Source organism: Microbacterium galbinum (genome assembly GCF_023101185.1).
GTDB lineage: Bacteria > Actinomycetota > Actinomycetes > Actinomycetales > Microbacteriaceae > Microbacterium > Microbacterium galbinum.
Map to the genome: position 1 here is coordinate 3,389,044 of NZ_CP078077.1, position 13,691 is coordinate 3,402,734.

The 13,691-nt window shown below is 67.5% G+C and carries 15 protein-coding genes and 2 tRNA genes; 2 read left to right on the top strand and 15 right to left on the bottom strand.

Annotated elements, in window-relative coordinates; all coding sequences use genetic code 11:
• Positions 1 to 5 precede the first annotated feature (5 nt).
• From deoC to KV396_RS16455, 7 genes are all read right to left on the bottom strand, one after another.
• Positions 6 to 1,007: a deoxyribose-phosphate aldolase gene (gene deoC / locus KV396_RS16425; RefSeq protein WP_247956386.1), complete on the bottom strand. Its 1,002-nt coding sequence runs from the start codon at positions 1,005 to 1,007 to the stop codon at positions 6 to 8.
• On the bottom strand, positions 1,004 to 1,939 hold the full coding sequence (locus KV396_RS16430; protein WP_247956387.1) for a sugar-binding transcriptional regulator: 936 nt from the start codon (positions 1,937 to 1,939) through the stop codon (positions 1,004 to 1,006). Before KV396_RS16430 ends, deoC begins: the two co-directional genes overlap by 4 nt.
• A 152-nt stretch (positions 1,940 to 2,091) precedes the next feature.
• Positions 2,092 to 2,733 carry an ATP-dependent Clp protease proteolytic subunit gene (locus KV396_RS16435; protein WP_247622138.1) on the bottom strand — a complete coding sequence of 214 codons (642 nt, stop codon included), beginning with the start codon at positions 2,731 to 2,733 and terminating at the stop codon, positions 2,092 to 2,094.
• Positions 2,734 to 2,753: 20 nt separating this feature from the next.
• Positions 2,754 to 3,350 carry an ATP-dependent Clp protease proteolytic subunit gene (locus KV396_RS16440; protein ID WP_247622137.1) on the bottom strand — a complete coding sequence of 199 codons (597 nt, stop codon included), beginning with the start codon at positions 3,348 to 3,350 and terminating at the stop codon, positions 2,754 to 2,756.
• A gap of 80 nt (positions 3,351 to 3,430) precedes the next feature.
• The gene (locus tag KV396_RS16445; protein WP_247956388.1) at positions 3,431 to 3,913 is read right to left on the bottom strand and encodes a tetratricopeptide repeat protein; all 483 of its coding nucleotides are present in this window, start codon (positions 3,911 to 3,913) and stop codon (positions 3,431 to 3,433) included.
• Between the two features lie 70 nt (positions 3,914 to 3,983).
• Entirely contained in the window at positions 3,984 to 5,447 is a 1,464-nt protein-coding gene (gene tig / locus KV396_RS16450; protein WP_247622135.1) for a trigger factor, read from the bottom strand.
• A gap of 60 nt (positions 5,448 to 5,507) precedes the next feature.
• Positions 5,508 to 5,581, bottom strand: a tRNA-Pro gene (locus tag KV396_RS16455).
• A gap of 107 nt (positions 5,582 to 5,688) precedes the next feature.
• Between KV396_RS16455 and KV396_RS16460 the strand changes: the two genes are divergently transcribed.
• Positions 5,689 to 5,762 (top strand) — tRNA-Gly (locus KV396_RS16460).
• Between the two features lie 101 nt (positions 5,763 to 5,863).
• Positions 5,864 to 7,081 carry a hypothetical protein gene (locus KV396_RS16465; protein WP_247956389.1) on the top strand — a complete coding sequence of 406 codons (1,218 nt, stop codon included), beginning with the start codon at positions 5,864 to 5,866 and terminating at the stop codon, positions 7,079 to 7,081.
• Between the two features lie 76 nt (positions 7,082 to 7,157).
• On the opposite strand, the gene KV396_RS16470 is transcribed toward KV396_RS16465, so the two are convergent.
• The 8 genes from KV396_RS16470 to rapZ all read right to left on the bottom strand — a co-directional run bounded on the left by KV396_RS16470 (position 7,158) and on the right by rapZ (position 13,685).
• A complete protein-coding gene (locus KV396_RS16470) occupies positions 7,158 to 7,511 on the bottom strand; it encodes an RNA polymerase-binding protein RbpA (protein WP_247622133.1) in 354 nt (117 codons plus the stop codon).
• Positions 7,511 to 7,759, bottom strand: coding sequence for a preprotein translocase subunit SecG (secG, locus tag KV396_RS16475; protein ID WP_247622132.1), 249 nt, complete (start codon positions 7,757 to 7,759; stop codon positions 7,511 to 7,513). Before secG ends, KV396_RS16470 begins: the two co-directional genes overlap by 1 nt.
• Before the next feature lie 81 nt (positions 7,760 to 7,840).
• Positions 7,841 to 8,632 carry a triose-phosphate isomerase gene (gene tpiA / locus KV396_RS16480; protein ID WP_247622131.1) on the bottom strand — a complete coding sequence of 264 codons (792 nt, stop codon included), beginning with the start codon at positions 8,630 to 8,632 and terminating at the stop codon, positions 7,841 to 7,843.
• The gene (locus tag KV396_RS16485) at positions 8,623 to 9,837 is read right to left on the bottom strand and encodes a phosphoglycerate kinase (protein WP_247622130.1); all 1,215 of its coding nucleotides are present in this window, start codon (positions 9,835 to 9,837) and stop codon (positions 8,623 to 8,625) included. Before KV396_RS16485 ends, tpiA begins: the two co-directional genes overlap by 10 nt.
• A 10-nt stretch (positions 9,838 to 9,847) precedes the next feature.
• Entirely contained in the window at positions 9,848 to 10,852 is a 1,005-nt protein-coding gene (gene gap / locus KV396_RS16490; protein WP_247622129.1) for a type I glyceraldehyde-3-phosphate dehydrogenase, read from the bottom strand.
• A 103-nt stretch (positions 10,853 to 10,955) separates the two neighbouring features.
• Complete coding sequence (locus KV396_RS16495) at positions 10,956 to 11,582, bottom strand: superoxide dismutase (RefSeq protein WP_247622128.1); 627 nt, start codon at positions 11,580 to 11,582, stop codon at positions 10,956 to 10,958.
• A gap of 185 nt (positions 11,583 to 11,767) precedes the next feature.
• Positions 11,768 to 12,745, bottom strand: coding sequence for a DNA-binding protein WhiA (gene whiA / locus KV396_RS16500; RefSeq protein ID WP_247631977.1), 978 nt, complete (start codon positions 12,743 to 12,745; stop codon positions 11,768 to 11,770).
• Positions 12,746 to 12,812: 67 nt separating this feature from the next.
• A complete protein-coding gene (gene rapZ / locus KV396_RS16505; RefSeq protein ID WP_247622126.1) occupies positions 12,813 to 13,685 on the bottom strand; it encodes an RNase adapter RapZ in 873 nt (290 codons plus the stop codon).
• Positions 13,686 to 13,691 lie beyond the last annotated feature (6 nt).

Sequence of the window (13,691 nt, forward strand, 5' to 3'; positions counted from 1 at the left end):
CCCAGTCAGTCGATCGTGACGTAGTCGGGGCCGGAGTAGTGGCCGGTGGTGAGCTTCTGACGCTGCAGCAGCACGTCGTTGAGGAGGCTCGAGGCGCCGAAGCGGAACAGGTGCGGCTGGAGCCACTCCTCCCCCACGGTCTCGGCGACGGTGACGAGATACTTGATCGCGTCCTTCGAGGAGCGGATGCCGCCGGCCGGCTTCACACCGATCTTCTCGCCGGTCGCGCGGTGCCAATCGCGCACCGTCTCGAGCATGAGCAGCGTCGTCGGGAGAGTCGCCGCCGGCTGCACTTTTCCGGTCGAGGTTTTGATGAAGTCGCCTCCGGCGAGGATGCCGAGCCACGACGCCCGCTTGATGTTGTCGTACGTGTTCAGCTCACCGGTCTCGAGGATGACCTTGAGCGAGGCGTAGCTGCCGTCCTCGCGGCGGCAGGCTTTCTTCACGCGCGCGATCTGGTCGAACACGAGCCCGTAGCGCCCGGAGAGGAATGCTCCCCGGTCGATGACCATGTCGATCTCGTCGGCTCCGGCGGCGACGGCCTCGGCCGTGTCGGCGAGCTTGATCTCGAGCGACGAACGGCCGCTCGGGAACGCCGTCGCGACGGCAGCGACCGAGATCAGCCCCTCGTCGGGATCGCCGTGCAGGGCACCGAGTGCGGTCACCGCATCTCCGACCATGTCGCCGTAGACGCACACCGCTGCGACCTTCGGGGTCGTGGGGTCCGCAGCATCCGGGTTCTTGGCCTTGGCGACCAGAGAACGCACCTTGCCGGGGGTGTCGGCCCCCTCGAGAGTGGTGAGGTCGATCAGCTTGATGATGGTGTCGAGAGCCCAGGCCTTCGACGTCGTCTTGATCGATCGCGTGCCCAGGCCCGCGGCGCGCTGCTCGAGGCCGACGGCGTCGACGCCGGGGAGGCCGTGCAGGAAGCGGCGGAGCGTCGCGTCGTCGGGATCTCCGCCGAGCACGTCCACCGCCGTTCTGCGGGTCAGTTCATTGGTCGTCATCGTTCCTCCAACAATGCTCGTGCTGTGGTCTCATCTGTCACCAGTACCCCGCACAGGCCGCTGGTGACGACGGTGCGGGCGATGTCATGCTTCGCGGGGCCGGCGGTGACGAAGATCGCCTTCTTCGCTCCGCGCAGGCGGTCGAGGCTCACGCCGACCGTACGGGCGTCGAGCTGCGCGTCGACGATGTTGCCTTCGGCATCGACGTAGCGGCCGAGCACGTCTCCGACGGCTCCGCGTCGGGCGAGTTCATCGACGTCCTCGGCGCTGAGGTAGCCGTTCTCGACGTGCGCCGACGAGGCGTCGCACGGACCGGCCGTGAACAGGAAGGCCTGCGCGTCGGCGGCCTCCTCGAGGATGCCGGCGACGGTGCGATCGGACTCGATCGCCTGCTTGGTCTCGACGCGCTCGAGGATCGCGGGGCTCGGCAGCAGCGACACCTGCCCGTTCGCGCGCTGCGCGATCGTGACCGCGAGCCCCGCGGCACCGCCCGAGCGGCGGTTCAGGCTCACTCCCCCGTTGAGCTGGACGACGGTGACGCCGTTCGCCCACCCGTCGGGAAGAGCTTCGGCCACCGCGCGGAGAGTGCGCCCCCAGCTCACTCCGAGCGTGCGGGGAACGGGACGGAGCGCAGTCAGGAAGTCTGCCGCGGCTTGGGCGACGCGTTCCAGCGTGCCGTCATCGCCCTCGGGGGCGGGCACCACGACCGCGTCGCTCAATCCGAAGCGCTCGACGAGTTCCCGCTCGAGGCCGAGACGCCGGGCGCGCGGGTGGATGATCTCGATGCGAACGATGCCACGCTCGCGCGCCTGGGTCAGCAGACGGCCGACCTTCCAGCGCGAGATCTTGAGGAGTCCGCCGATCTCGTCTTGCGTCTTGTCCTCGTCGTAGTACAGCTCGGCGACCCGGACCATGAGCAGTTCGTCTTCCACGGCATCCTCCTTCCGTGATCCAGCGTACGACGCTTCCCGCGTTGGTGCACGCTCATGCTCATATGAGCAGCGAGAGGCATCCGTCCGCACATCTGCCGGGTACGACGAAGGGGTGTCGGTCAGATGACCGACACCCCTTCGAAGAGAGTGACTCAGGCGCGCTTGCGCGAGGTGAGCACCTGATCGACGATCCCGTACTCCCGAGCCTGCTCGGCCGAGAGGATGTTGTCGCGATCGATGTCGCGGTTGATCTGCTCGACCGGCTTGCCGGTGTGCTTCGCCATGGTCTCTTCGAGCCAGGTGCGCATGCGGAGGATCTCCGCCGCCTGGATCTCGATGTCGGATGCCTGCCCCTGACCCGCCTCGCCCATCGCGGGCTGGTGGATCAGAACGCGAGCGTTCGGAAGCGCGAGACGCTTGCCCGGCGCGCCGGCTGCGAGCAGCACGGATGCCGCGGAAGCCGCCTGGCCCAGGACGACGGTCTGGATCTGCGGGGCTACGTACTGCATCGTGTCGTAGATCGCCGTCATCGCGGTGAACGAGCCACCGGGCGAGTTGATGTACATCGTGATGTCGCGCTCGGAGTCCTGGCTCTCGAGAACGAGGAGCTGCGCCATCACGTCATCGGCGGATGCGTCGTCGACCTGCACGCCGAGGAAGATCACGCGATCTTCGAACAGCTTGTTGTACGGGTCCTGGCGCTTGAAGCCGTAGGCCGTGCGCTCCTCGAACTGCGGGAGCACGTAGCGGCTGGAGGGCAGGTTGCCTGCGGATTGGAAAGTGGGCGTGTACATGGTGTCCTTTCGAATCCGGATTACGCGGCGTCGTCGGCCGTGCCGCCGCCACCGGTGACGTCGCTGGCGTGCTCGCGGATGTGGTCGACGAAGCCGTACTCGAGCGCCTCCTCCGCCGTGAACCAGCGGTCGCGGTCGCCATCGGCGTTGATCTGCTCGACGGACTTGCCCGTCTGGCCGGCGGTGATCTCGGCGAGGCGCTTCTTCATCGAGAGGATGAGCTGCGCCTGGGTCTGGATGTCGCTCGAGGTTCCGCCGAAGCCGCCGTGCGGCTGGTGCAGCAGCACGCGTGCGTTCGGGGTGATGTAGCGCTTGCCCTTGGTGCCGCTGGTGAGCAGCAGCTGTCCCATGGAAGCGGCCATGCCGATGCCGACGGTGACGATGTCGTTCGGCACGAACTGCATCGTGTCGTAGATCGCCATTCCCGCGGTGATCGAGCCACCGGGCGAGTTGATGTAGAGGTAGATGTCCTTTTCCGAGTCCTCTGCGGCGAGAAGAAGGATCTTCGCGCAGATCTCGTTGGCGTTCTGGTCACGCACCTCTGAGCCCAGCCAGATGATGCGATCCTTCAGCAGCCTGTCGAAGACGCTCGTCGCGACAAGGGGTTCTGCAGCCATTTCAGCTCCTGTTTCCGTGTTCGTGCTTCGAATCTACCGGCGACCGCGCAGCCTCCAGGCCGTTGTTCGCCGTCGGCATATCAGCGTGGCGGATCGACCAGTTCGCGGGCATATCCGGTGACCGAGCGCGTGTACCGCGGCAGGTGCGGCGCGAGCGCCTCCAGCGCGATGGCGGCGCCGCGCACGGGATCGCCGCTCGACACCAGTGCGAGGGCGTAGAAGGCCGACGCCGCATCGCCGAACGCGCCGCCTCGCTCCCGCTCCGCCCGGAGCATGTCCAGCGCCTCGTCGGTGTGCCCGAGGTTCCGCAGCGTACTCGCGAGCTGGATGACGGCCTGGGGCCGATGCTCCTCATCGAGACCTTCGGCGAGAGCACGTCGGTAGAGCACCTCGGCCTCCGCCTCGATACCGGCGGAGTCACGGGCCCCCGCCCGCTCGAACAGAGCACGGGCATCGTCGTCGCTCCGCTCCGCCGCGAGGGCGTCGATGCGCACGATCCGCTCCGCATCGGTCAGGGCGTCGTCCGCCCACACGGCATCGATCCGCGTGTCCCAGTCATCCATCGGTTACTCCTTCGCTGATGAGAAAGGGGCGGATGCCGCAGCATCCGCCCCTTTCATCGTGATCGTGAGATCACTCGGCCTTGTCGGCCGCCTTCTTGGCCGGAGCCTTCTTGGCGGCGGGCTTCTTCGCAGCCGGCTTCTCGTCGGCGTCGGCGTCGGCCGCCTTCTTGGCGGGAGCCTTCTTCGCCGGAGCCTTCTTCGCCGGAGCCTTCTTCTCGGCGGGGGCCTCCTCGGCCTCCGCTGCCTCTGCCTCGTCATCGGTCACGATGAAGTCCGACAGATCGACCGGCTTGCCGTTGGTGTCGACGACCTTGACCTTGCCCAGGGCGACGGCCAGCGCCTTGTTGCGCGCGACCTCTCCGACGAGGGCGGGGAGCTGGTTCGACGACTGCAGAGCCTCGACGAACTCCTGCGGGGCCATGCCGTACTGCGCAGCGGACTGCACGAGGTACTGGCTGAGCTCCTCCTGCGAGACCTGCACGTCGGCCTGCTCGGCGATCGTGTCGAGCAGCACCTGCGTGCGGAACTGCTTCTCGCTCGCCTCGGTGACCTCGGCACGGTGGACGTCGTCCTCGAGGCGGTTCTCGCCCTCGAGGTGGTTGTGCACCTCATCCTCGATGAGCTGCGGCGGAACCGGGATCTCGATCTGCTCGAGCAGCGTCTCGACGAGCTTGTCGCGCGCGGCCGACCCTTGGGTGAAGACGCCCTGCTGCGACACGCGCTCGGCGAGGCTGGCACGCAGCTCGGCGATCGTGTCGAACTCGCTCGCGATCTGCGCGAAGTCGTCGTCGGCCTCGGGGAGCTCGCGCTCCTTGACGGCCTTGACGGTCACGGCGACCTCTGCCTCGGAACCGGCGTGGTCGCCGCCCACGAGAGCCGAACGGAAGGTGGTGTCCTCACCGGCGGTGAGCGACTCGATCGCGTCGTCGATGCCCTCGAGCAGCTCGCCCGAACCGACCTCGTAGGACACGCCCTCGGCGCGGTCGATCTCGGCGCCGTCGATGGTGGCGACCAGGTCGAGCTCGACGAAGTCGCCCTTCGCTGCGGGGCGGTCCACCGGGACCAGCGTGCCGAAGCGCGCGCGCATGTTCTCGAGCTCGGCATCGAGAGCGGCGTCATCCGCCTCGACGGCGTCGACCGTGAGGGTGATGCCCTCGTAGGAGGGGAGCTCGATCTCGGGGCGCACGTCGACCTCGACGTCGACGAGCAGGTCGCCGGAGAAGTCCTTCTCGCTCGGCCACTGGGTGATGTCGGCCGACGGACGACCGACGATGCGCAGCTTGTGCTCGGCGCTCGCCTCGCGGAAGAACTTGTCGAGACCCTCGTTGACCGCGTGCTCGATGACGGCACCGCGTCCGACGCGCTGGTCGATGATGGGAGCAGGGACCTTGCCCTTGCGGAAGCCGGGGATCTGGACGTCCTGAGCGATGTGCTCGTAGGCGTGAGCGATGCTCGGCTTGAGGTCGTCCGGGGTGACCGTGATGGTGAGCTTGACCCGGGTCGGGGTCAGCTTCTCGACGGTGCTGTTCGCCATGCTTGTGTGTCTCCTTGTGATTTCCGCGGTGCACCGCGGCCGTGAGCCTTGGGGGCCGTGTCGGGGCGACAGGAGTTGAACCTGCGACCTCCCGCTCCCAAAGCGGGCGCTCTACCAAACTGAGCTACGCCCCGGGGAATCCGCACGCAGATTCAGCCCCACCGAGTCTAACGGACAGGAGCATGCCTCAGAGTCCGGTATAGTCGATGAGTCGGCAACCGAGCTTCCGGGCTCGTTTTCCGGGGCTGTAGCTTAGTGGTAAAGCCTTAGTCTTCCAAACTAATGATGCGGGTTCGATTCCCGTCAGCCCCTCCATATCACGAAGGCCCTCGTCGCGAGACGAGGGCCTTCGTCGTCCGCGGCATCTCCTAGACTCGAGGGCATATCCACGTGGTGCCACGACGAGGGGGATGCCGGTGAGCGACGGGAATCGACCTCCGAACGGGCTTGCCCCCCTGAACGGCCACCACCATCTCCCGTTCCGGTTCTCCGGCGGAACCGAGGCGGTCGTCCGTCGCCGCCGCTCCGCACCGAAGGCCCTCGTCTTCGGAATCGTCGGAGCAGCCCTCGCCGTCGGGGCGTTCACGACGGTTCACATCGGCGCCAATCTCCGGTTCGATGATGCGGCCGATTCGTACCAGGCGATCCGCACCGACACGATCTCTGCGCGCACGGCGCTCGACTCGGGTGTCGACGGGCTGACCGCGACCACCACCTCCGCCGATCAGCTGCTCGCTGCCGACACCGGCGTGTTGATGGACGGCATCCCGCTCGACGATCTCACCACGGCGATCGCTGACGCGAAGGACGAGACCGCGACCGCCCAGGAGCTGACGGCGCAGGACCCGCCGCGACTCGGCGAGAAGCCGGGGTGGTTCTGGGAGCTGTTCGGCACCGCGGATCTTCTCGATGCGCAGGCCGACGACGCCGACGCGCTCCGGACCGACCTCGACGCGCAGCTCCCCGTGGTGGAGCAGGCCGACGCCGCGATGGTCGACGCCGCCAGCACGATCGTCACCGGTGCCGCCGCCGCCGTTCCCGCTTTCGAAGCCGCGCACCTCTCCGCGAAGAACCTCGACATCATCTCGATGCGCACGGCCGCCGAGGACATCGCTCCGCTCACGACGCTCGACGAGGATGCCGTGGCTCGCTTCACCGCTCTCCAGGCGTCCGCCGCCCAGGTCGTCGTCTCTCAGGATGCGGAGATGGCGGAGAAGGCCGGCCCGCTGCTCGGCGCCCGGCTCGAGATCGAGGCGTTCGCTCGTTCGCTCGCCCCGGGCGTGCTGCTCGAGTTCGACTGGGCCCCGATCGTGAACGGCGCGGGCGACAACGGGAGCATGGGCGGCTACACGACCTGGTGGTGGGACGAGCCCGACCGCTCCGTGATCCTGCTGTCGAACTCGGTCGCCGAGCAGTGGCCTGCCGATCGGAGCAAGGCGCTCGTCGCGCATGAGGTCGGCCACGCGATCAGCGTGAAGTGCGAGGACATGTACGACTCCTCCACCCAGGACAGCATCGAGAAGTGGGCGACCGCCTGGGCGATCAGCATGGGATTCTCCGATGATGCGAACGGCGTCTGGGCCTACGGCTACCCGCCGGAGAGCTACATCGCCGCGGCCGCCGGTTGCCGCTGACGCTGCGGCGCGGGGCGAGAGACGACGAAGCCCCCGCGATTCGATCGCGGGGGCTTCGTGATGTCTGTCTGCGGAACTACTGCCCGCGACGCTCGCGCAGCTGAGTGAGCGCATCGTCGAGGAGCTGGACGGCCTCCTCGTCGGTGCGACGCTCCTTCACGTAGGCGAGGTGCGTCTTGTACGGCTCCGTCTTCGCCAGCGCAGGCGGGTTCTCACGATCGCGCCCGGCCGGCAGACCGGACTGCGGGTGATCGATCGTGTCGGGAATCTCCTCTTCGGGCAGGCCTGCCGCAAAGTAGCGAACCGTCTCGTTGCCGAGGCCGTCCCAGTACGAGACCGCGATGCGGTCGGCGTGGTAACCGTGGTCCTGCTCGCCCATGGGGCCGGAGCCGACGCGGGTGCCACGAATGGCGTTGCCACCGGTAGCCATCAGATCACCTCGAACTTCGTGATGAGTCCCAGCGCGACGATCGCCACGAACCAGGCCAATGCCAGAACGACCGTGAAGCGGTTCAGGTTGCGCTCGGCGAGACCGGACGAGCCGACCGCCGAGGACATCCCTCCACCGAACATGTCGGAGAGGCCGCCACCGCGACCCTTGTGAAGAAGGATGAGAAGGGTCAGCAGAACGCTGGTGATGCCCAGCACGACCTGCAGGACGAACTCGAGAATTGCCACGAGGAAGAGCCTTTCGCTGGGGCAGGAGTGCCCCCGTAACGGTCAAGTATACGGTGCAGCGGGGCCGAAGCCCCGCTGCACTCACACTCCGACGTGCTTCTCGAAGCGGATGATCGCAGCGAACTCGTCCACGACGAGGCTCGCGCCGCCGACCAGTGCACCATCGACGTCGGGCTCGCGCATGAAGCTCGCGATGTTCGCGGACTTCACCGAACCGCCGTAGAGGATGCGCGTGCGGGCGGCCGCATCGTCGCCGAGGACCTTCGCGATGACACCGCGCAGCGCGGCGCAGACATCCTGCGCCTGCTGCGGCGTCGCGGCCTGTCCGGAGCCGATGGCCCAGACGGGCTCATATGCGACGACGATGTCGGCGGATGCCGGCACGTTCTGCAACGCGACCTCGAGCTGACCGGCCGGAACGGCGCTGGCCCCGAACTTCTCGAGGTCCTCCGCGGTCTCGCCGACGCAGATCACCGGCACGAGACCGTGCTTGAGCGTCGCCTGCACCTTCGCCGCGACGACCTCGTCGGTCTCAGCGTGGTACTCACGACGCTCCGAGTGGCCGAGGATGACGTACTTCGCATCCAGCTTGGCAAGGAACGCACCGGAGATCTCACCGGTGTACGCACCCGAGTCGTGCGCCGAGACGTCCTGCGCGCCCAGGGCGAACGGGATCTTGTCGGCGTCGATCAGCGTCTGCACGCTGCGGATGTCGGTGAAGGGCGGGAAGACCGCCACCTCCACGGAGCCATCCTCGTGCTTGGCGTCCTTCAGCGTCCAGTGCAGCTTCTGCACGAACGCGACCGCCTGCAGGTGGTCGAGGTTCATCTTCCAGTTTCCCGCGATCAGCGGGGTACGGGCGTTCAGGCCCATCCGAGCACCTCCAGGCCGGGTAGTTTCTTTCCCTCGAGGAACTCGAGGCTGGCGCCGCCGCCGGTCGAGATGTGGCCGAAGCGGTCATCGGCGAATCCGAGCTGCCGCACGGCCGCGGCGGAGTCTCCCCCACCGACCACGCTGAGCCCGTCCACCTCGGTCAACGCCTGCGCGACGGTCTTCGTACCGTTCGCGAAAGCGGGGAACTCGAACACGCCCATCGGGCCGTTCCAGAACACCGTCTTCGATCCACGGATGACCTCCGCGAACCGTGCGGCGGTCTCGGGACCGATGTCGAGGCCGATGCCCGACGAACCGAACGCCGTCGACTCGATCGCATCGGCGGCCGTGATCTCGTGCGCCGCGTCTGCGGAGAACGAGGCAGCCACCACCACGTCGGTCGGGAGCACGAGCTCCACGCCGCGCTTCTCGGCCTCGGCGATGTAGCCGCGCACGGTGTCGAGCTGATCTTCTTCCAGAAGACTCGAGGCCACGTCGTGGCCCTGCGCCTTGAGGAAGGTGAACAGCATGCCGCCACCGACGAGGATCCGATCGACGCGCGGCAGCAGGTGCGAGATGACGCCCAGCTTGTCGCTGACCTTCGACCCGCCGAGCACGACCGCGTACGGGCGCTCGGGGTTTTCCGTGAGGCGATCGAGCACGTCGAGCTCGGTCGCGATCAGCAGACCGGCGGCCGAGGGCAGGATCTCTGCGAGGTCGTAGACGCTCGCCTGCTTGCGGTGCACGACACCGAAGCCGTCGGAGACGAGGACGTCGCCCAGCTCCGCCAGCTCGGCCGCGAACGCAGCACGGGTCGCGTCGTCCTTCGAGGTCTCCCCCGGGTTGAAACGCAAGTTCTCGATCACGACGACGTCGCCGTTCTCGAGCGACTCCACGGCATCCTTCGCGGACTCGCCGACCGTGTCACGCGCGAAGGCGACCGGCTTGCCGAGCAGCTCGGACAGTCGCTGAGCGACCGGCTCGAGGCTGTACTGGGGGTCGGGCGCGCCGTCGGGGCGTCCGAGGTGCGAGCACACGACGACGCGGGCGCCGGCGTTGATGAGGGCGTTGAGGGTCGGCAACGAGGCGCGTACACGGCCATCGTCCGTTATGACCCCGTCCCGCAGGGGGACGTTCAGGTCACAACGGACGATGACGCGCTTGCCCTCGAGCGAACCCAGTGAGTCCAGGGTGCGCAGAGTCATGGGGCGATGCTCAGAGACGCTCTGCCACGTACTCGGTCAGGTCGACGAGACGGTTGGAGTAGCCCCACTCGTTGTCGTACCAGCTGGAGAGCTTGACCTGGTTGCCGATGACGCGGAGCAGGCCGGCGTCGAAGATCGACGAGTGCGGATCGGTGACGATGTCGCTCGAGACGATCTCGTCCTCCGTGTACTTGAGGATGCCCTTGAGGGGGCCCTCGGCGGCAGCCTTGTACGCGGCCTTGATCTCGTCGACCGTGACCGGGGTCTTGGTCGTGATCGTGAGGTCGGTGATCGAGCCGGTCGGCACCGGCACGCGCAGCGCGAAGCCGTCGAGCTTGCCCTTGAGCTCCGGGAGGACCAGGCCGATGGCCTTCGCCGCACCCGTGGAGGTCGGGACGATGTTGATCGCTGCCGCGCGAGCACGGCGCAGGTCGCTGTGCGGGCCGTCCTGCAGGTTCTGGTCGGCCGTGTAGGCGTGGACCGTCGTCATGAGGCCGGTCTCGATACCGAACGCGTCGTTGAACACCTTGGCGAGCGGCGCGAGGCAGTTCGTGGTGCAGGAGGCGTTCGAGATGATGTGGTCGGTCGCCGGGTTGTAGGTGTCCTCGTTCACGCCCATCACGATGGTCGCGTCGTCGCCCGTGGCGGGAGCCGAGATGAGAACCTTCTTGGCGCCGGCGTCGATGTGCTTCTTCGCGAGCTCCGCCTTGGTGAAGAAGCCGGTCGACTCGATGACGATGTCGACACCCAGCTCGCCCCACGGGAGGTTGGCGGGGTCGCGCTCGGCGAAAGCCTTGATGACGTTGCCGTTGACGGTGATGCTGTTCTCGTCGTAGCTCACCTCGGCGTCGAGGCGACCGGTGATCGAGTCGTACTTCAGCAGGTGCGCCAGGGTCTTGTTGTCGGTGAGGTCGTTGACCGCGACGATTTCGATGTCTGCTCCCTGCGCGAGAGCCGCGCGGAAGTAGTTGCGTCCGATACGGCCGAAGCCGTTGATACCGATCTTGACAGACACTCAGGTCTCCTGATTTCTCGTGCGCTTGCGCGCGGTTTCTACTAGAGAAGCGTGGACAACGGCGTCCCGACGGGCGAATCGTCCGTCGGGACGCCCGTCTTGTTTACGACAGTACCAGCAGGCCAGCGGTCTTCTCGCGGGCCACCTCGAAGCGCTGGGCGACGTTCTCCCAGTTGGCGATGTTCCACGCGGCCTTGACGTAGTCGGCCTTCACGTTGAGGTAGTCGAGGTAGAAGGCGTGCTCCCACATGTCGAGCTGGAACAGCGGCACGGTGCCCTGCGCGGTGTTCGCCTGCTGGTCGAACAGCTGCTGGATGATCAGGCGGGCGCCGATCGGGTCCCAGCTCAGCACGGCCCAGCCGGAACCCTGGATGCCGGTGGCCGCCGCCGTGAAGTGAGCCTGGAACTTCTCGAACGAACCGAAGTACTCGTCGATCGCAGCCTTCAGCTCGCCCTCGGGCTGGCCGCCACCGTTCGGCGAGAGGTTGGTCCAGAAGATCGAGTGGTTGACGTGCCCACCGAGGTTGAACGCGAGGTCCTTCTCGAGCTTGTTGACGTTCGCGAGGTTTCCGCTGTCGCGCGCCTCGGCGAGCTGCTCGAGCGCGGTGTTCGCGCCGGTCACGTACGCCTGGTGGTGCTTGTCATGGTGCAGCTCCATGATCTTTCCACTGATGTGCGGCTCGAGAGCTGCGAAGTCGTAGGGGAGGTCGGGGAGCGTGTAGGTCGCCATATCGCTTTCATCCAATCCGCGCCGCGCCGCGGCGCTTGCCGATCCTCCGCGCCGCCGAGATGCGGCGAGGAGCGGACGTAACTCATCCTACTGACGCCAACGCCCGACGGCATCGGATCCTTCCGCTGAATGACGAAGAGAGCCGACCCTTGACAGGGTCGGCTCTCTTGTGTGCGAGGAACGGGTCAGACGTCGAGCCCGGCGGGCACCGCCGCCTCGGTCCCGGGGATCCCGTCCTGCTGCGCCTTCTTGTCGGCCATCGCCAGAAGACGACGGATGCGACCGGCGACGGCATCCTTCGTCAGCGGCGGATCGGCATGGTGTCCGAGTTCGTCGAGACTCGCATCGCGGTGTGCGAGACGCAGCTCCCCCGCCACGCGGAGATGGTCGGGGACCTCGTCGGCGAGGATCTGGAGCGCGCGCTCGACGCGCGCGCAGGCGGCGACGGCGGCCTGCGCCGAACGACGCAGGTTCGCGTCGTCGAAGTTGACGAGACGGTTGACGCCGGCGCGCACCTCGCGACGCTGGCGCAGTTCCTCCCAGGCCACGGCGGTGCGGTGGGCGCCCATCTCGCTGAGGATGGCACGGATCGCCTCACCCTCGCGCACGACCACGCGCGGCATCCCGCGGACTTCACGGGCCTTCGCGGCGACGCCCAGACGATGCGCGGCACCGACGAGCGCCATCGCGGCCTCCGACGACGGGCAGACGACTTCGAGCATGGCGGAGCGGCCGGGTTCACTGAGCGAGCCGGCGGCGAGGAACGCCCCGCGCCAGAGACCGGCGAGCTCCGAGCGCGAACCGGTCGTCAGGCGGTTCGGGAGTCCGCGCACCGGACGACGACGCTGATCCAGGAGACCGGTCTGACGGGCGAGGGTCTCCCCCGAGTCGATGACGCGCACGGCCCAACGGGCGCCTTCATTGGCGGTGCTGGACTGCACCTGGGCGATCTCGGGACGAACACCGTAGATCTCGGCGAGATCCCGGGCCACGCGACGCGCGAGGGTCTCGGCATCCACTTCCGCTTCGACGGCCACCCGGCCGGCGATCGAGTGCAGGCCGCCGGCGAACCGCAGGATGGCGGTCACCTCCGCGACTCGCACCGTCGGGGGTGCATTTCGGATGCTGACCAGCTCGGCCTTGACGTCGGTGGTGAGTGCCACGGGGCTCCTTCTACGTTCACGCGTCGGGTCGCGACGCAAACGTCCAGCTTACCGGCTGGGCGCTCCCCTACTCGCGCCCGAGGTCGCGATGACGGACGTTGACGGCCACCCCGGGGATCGCCGCGAGACGCCGAGCGAGCTCCTCCGACATGGCGACGGAGCGGTGCTTGCCTCCGGTGCATCCGATCGCGATGGTGGAGTGGCTCTTGTTCTCGCGCTGATACCCCTCGAGCACCGGAGTGAGAGCCGCAGCGTAGGCCTCGAGGAACTCCCCCGCCCCCTCGCGAGACAGCACGTACTCGCGCACGGGCTCGTCCTGCCCGGTGAGACCGCGCAACTCCTCGTTCCAGAACGGGTTCGGCAGGAATCGCATATCGGCCACGAGATCGACGTCGGTCGGCAGGCCGTACTTGAACCCGAAGCTGAGCAGCGTCACGCGATGACGAGCCTGCCCCTCTTCGGAGAACAGCTCGGAGACCTGTGTCGCCAACTGGTGGATGTTCAGTGTCGAGGTATCGATCACCATGTCGGCGGACTCGTGGATCGGCGCGAGTCGGGCGCGTTCGCGCCGGATGCCGTCGAGGAGCGTGCCGTCGTTCTGGAGCGGGTGCGGCCGGCGGACGGCTTCGAAGCGCCGGACGAGCACGTCATCGGACGCTTCGAGGAACAGCACCCGCACGGAGCCGCGCGAGCGGAGCAGGCGCGCGACCTCCGGGAAGTCGTCGAAGAGGCTGCGTCCGCGAACGTCGACGACGGCTGCGACCTTGGGCAGGGCATCCCCGCCCATGTCGGTGAGGTCGATCAGCGGTCGGAGGATCTGCGGCGGGAGATTGTCGACGACATACCAGCCGAGGTCTTCGAGGGCGTTCGCCACCGTCGTCCGGCCTGCACCGGACATACCTGTGACGATGAGGAACTCGCCCTTCTCGGACTCGGTCATCTCTCG

Excerpts from the sequence above, each read along its gene's own strand:
- rapZ (WP_247622126.1), bottom strand. The coding sequence starts at position 13,685 with ATGACCGAGTCCGAGAAGGGCGAGTTCCTCATCGTCACAGGTATGTCC.
- deoC (WP_247956386.1), bottom strand. The coding sequence starts at position 1,007 with ATGACGACCAATGAACTGACCCGCAGAACGGCGGTGGACGTGCTCGGC.
- KV396_RS16445 (WP_247956388.1), bottom strand. The coding sequence starts at position 3,913 with ATGGATGACTGGGACACGCGGATCGATGCCGTGTGGGCGGACGACGCC.
- KV396_RS16440 (WP_247622137.1), bottom strand. The coding sequence starts at position 3,350 with ATGGCTGCAGAACCCCTTGTCGCGACGAGCGTCTTCGACAGGCTGCTG.
- tig (WP_247622135.1), bottom strand. The coding sequence starts at position 5,447 with ATGGCGAACAGCACCGTCGAGAAGCTGACCCCGACCCGGGTCAAGCTC.
- KV396_RS16470 (WP_247622133.1), bottom strand. The coding sequence starts at position 7,511 with ATGGCTACCGGTGGCAACGCCATTCGTGGCACCCGCGTCGGCTCCGGC.
- KV396_RS16435 (WP_247622138.1), bottom strand. The coding sequence starts at position 2,733 with ATGTACACGCCCACTTTCCAATCCGCAGGCAACCTGCCCTCCAGCCGC.
- tpiA (WP_247622131.1), bottom strand. The coding sequence starts at position 8,632 with ATGGGCCTGAACGCCCGTACCCCGCTGATCGCGGGAAACTGGAAGATG.
- KV396_RS16485 (WP_247622130.1), bottom strand. The coding sequence starts at position 9,837 with ATGACTCTGCGCACCCTGGACTCACTGGGTTCGCTCGAGGGCAAGCGC.
- KV396_RS16495 (WP_247622128.1), bottom strand. The coding sequence starts at position 11,582 with ATGGCGACCTACACGCTCCCCGACCTCCCCTACGACTTCGCAGCTCTC.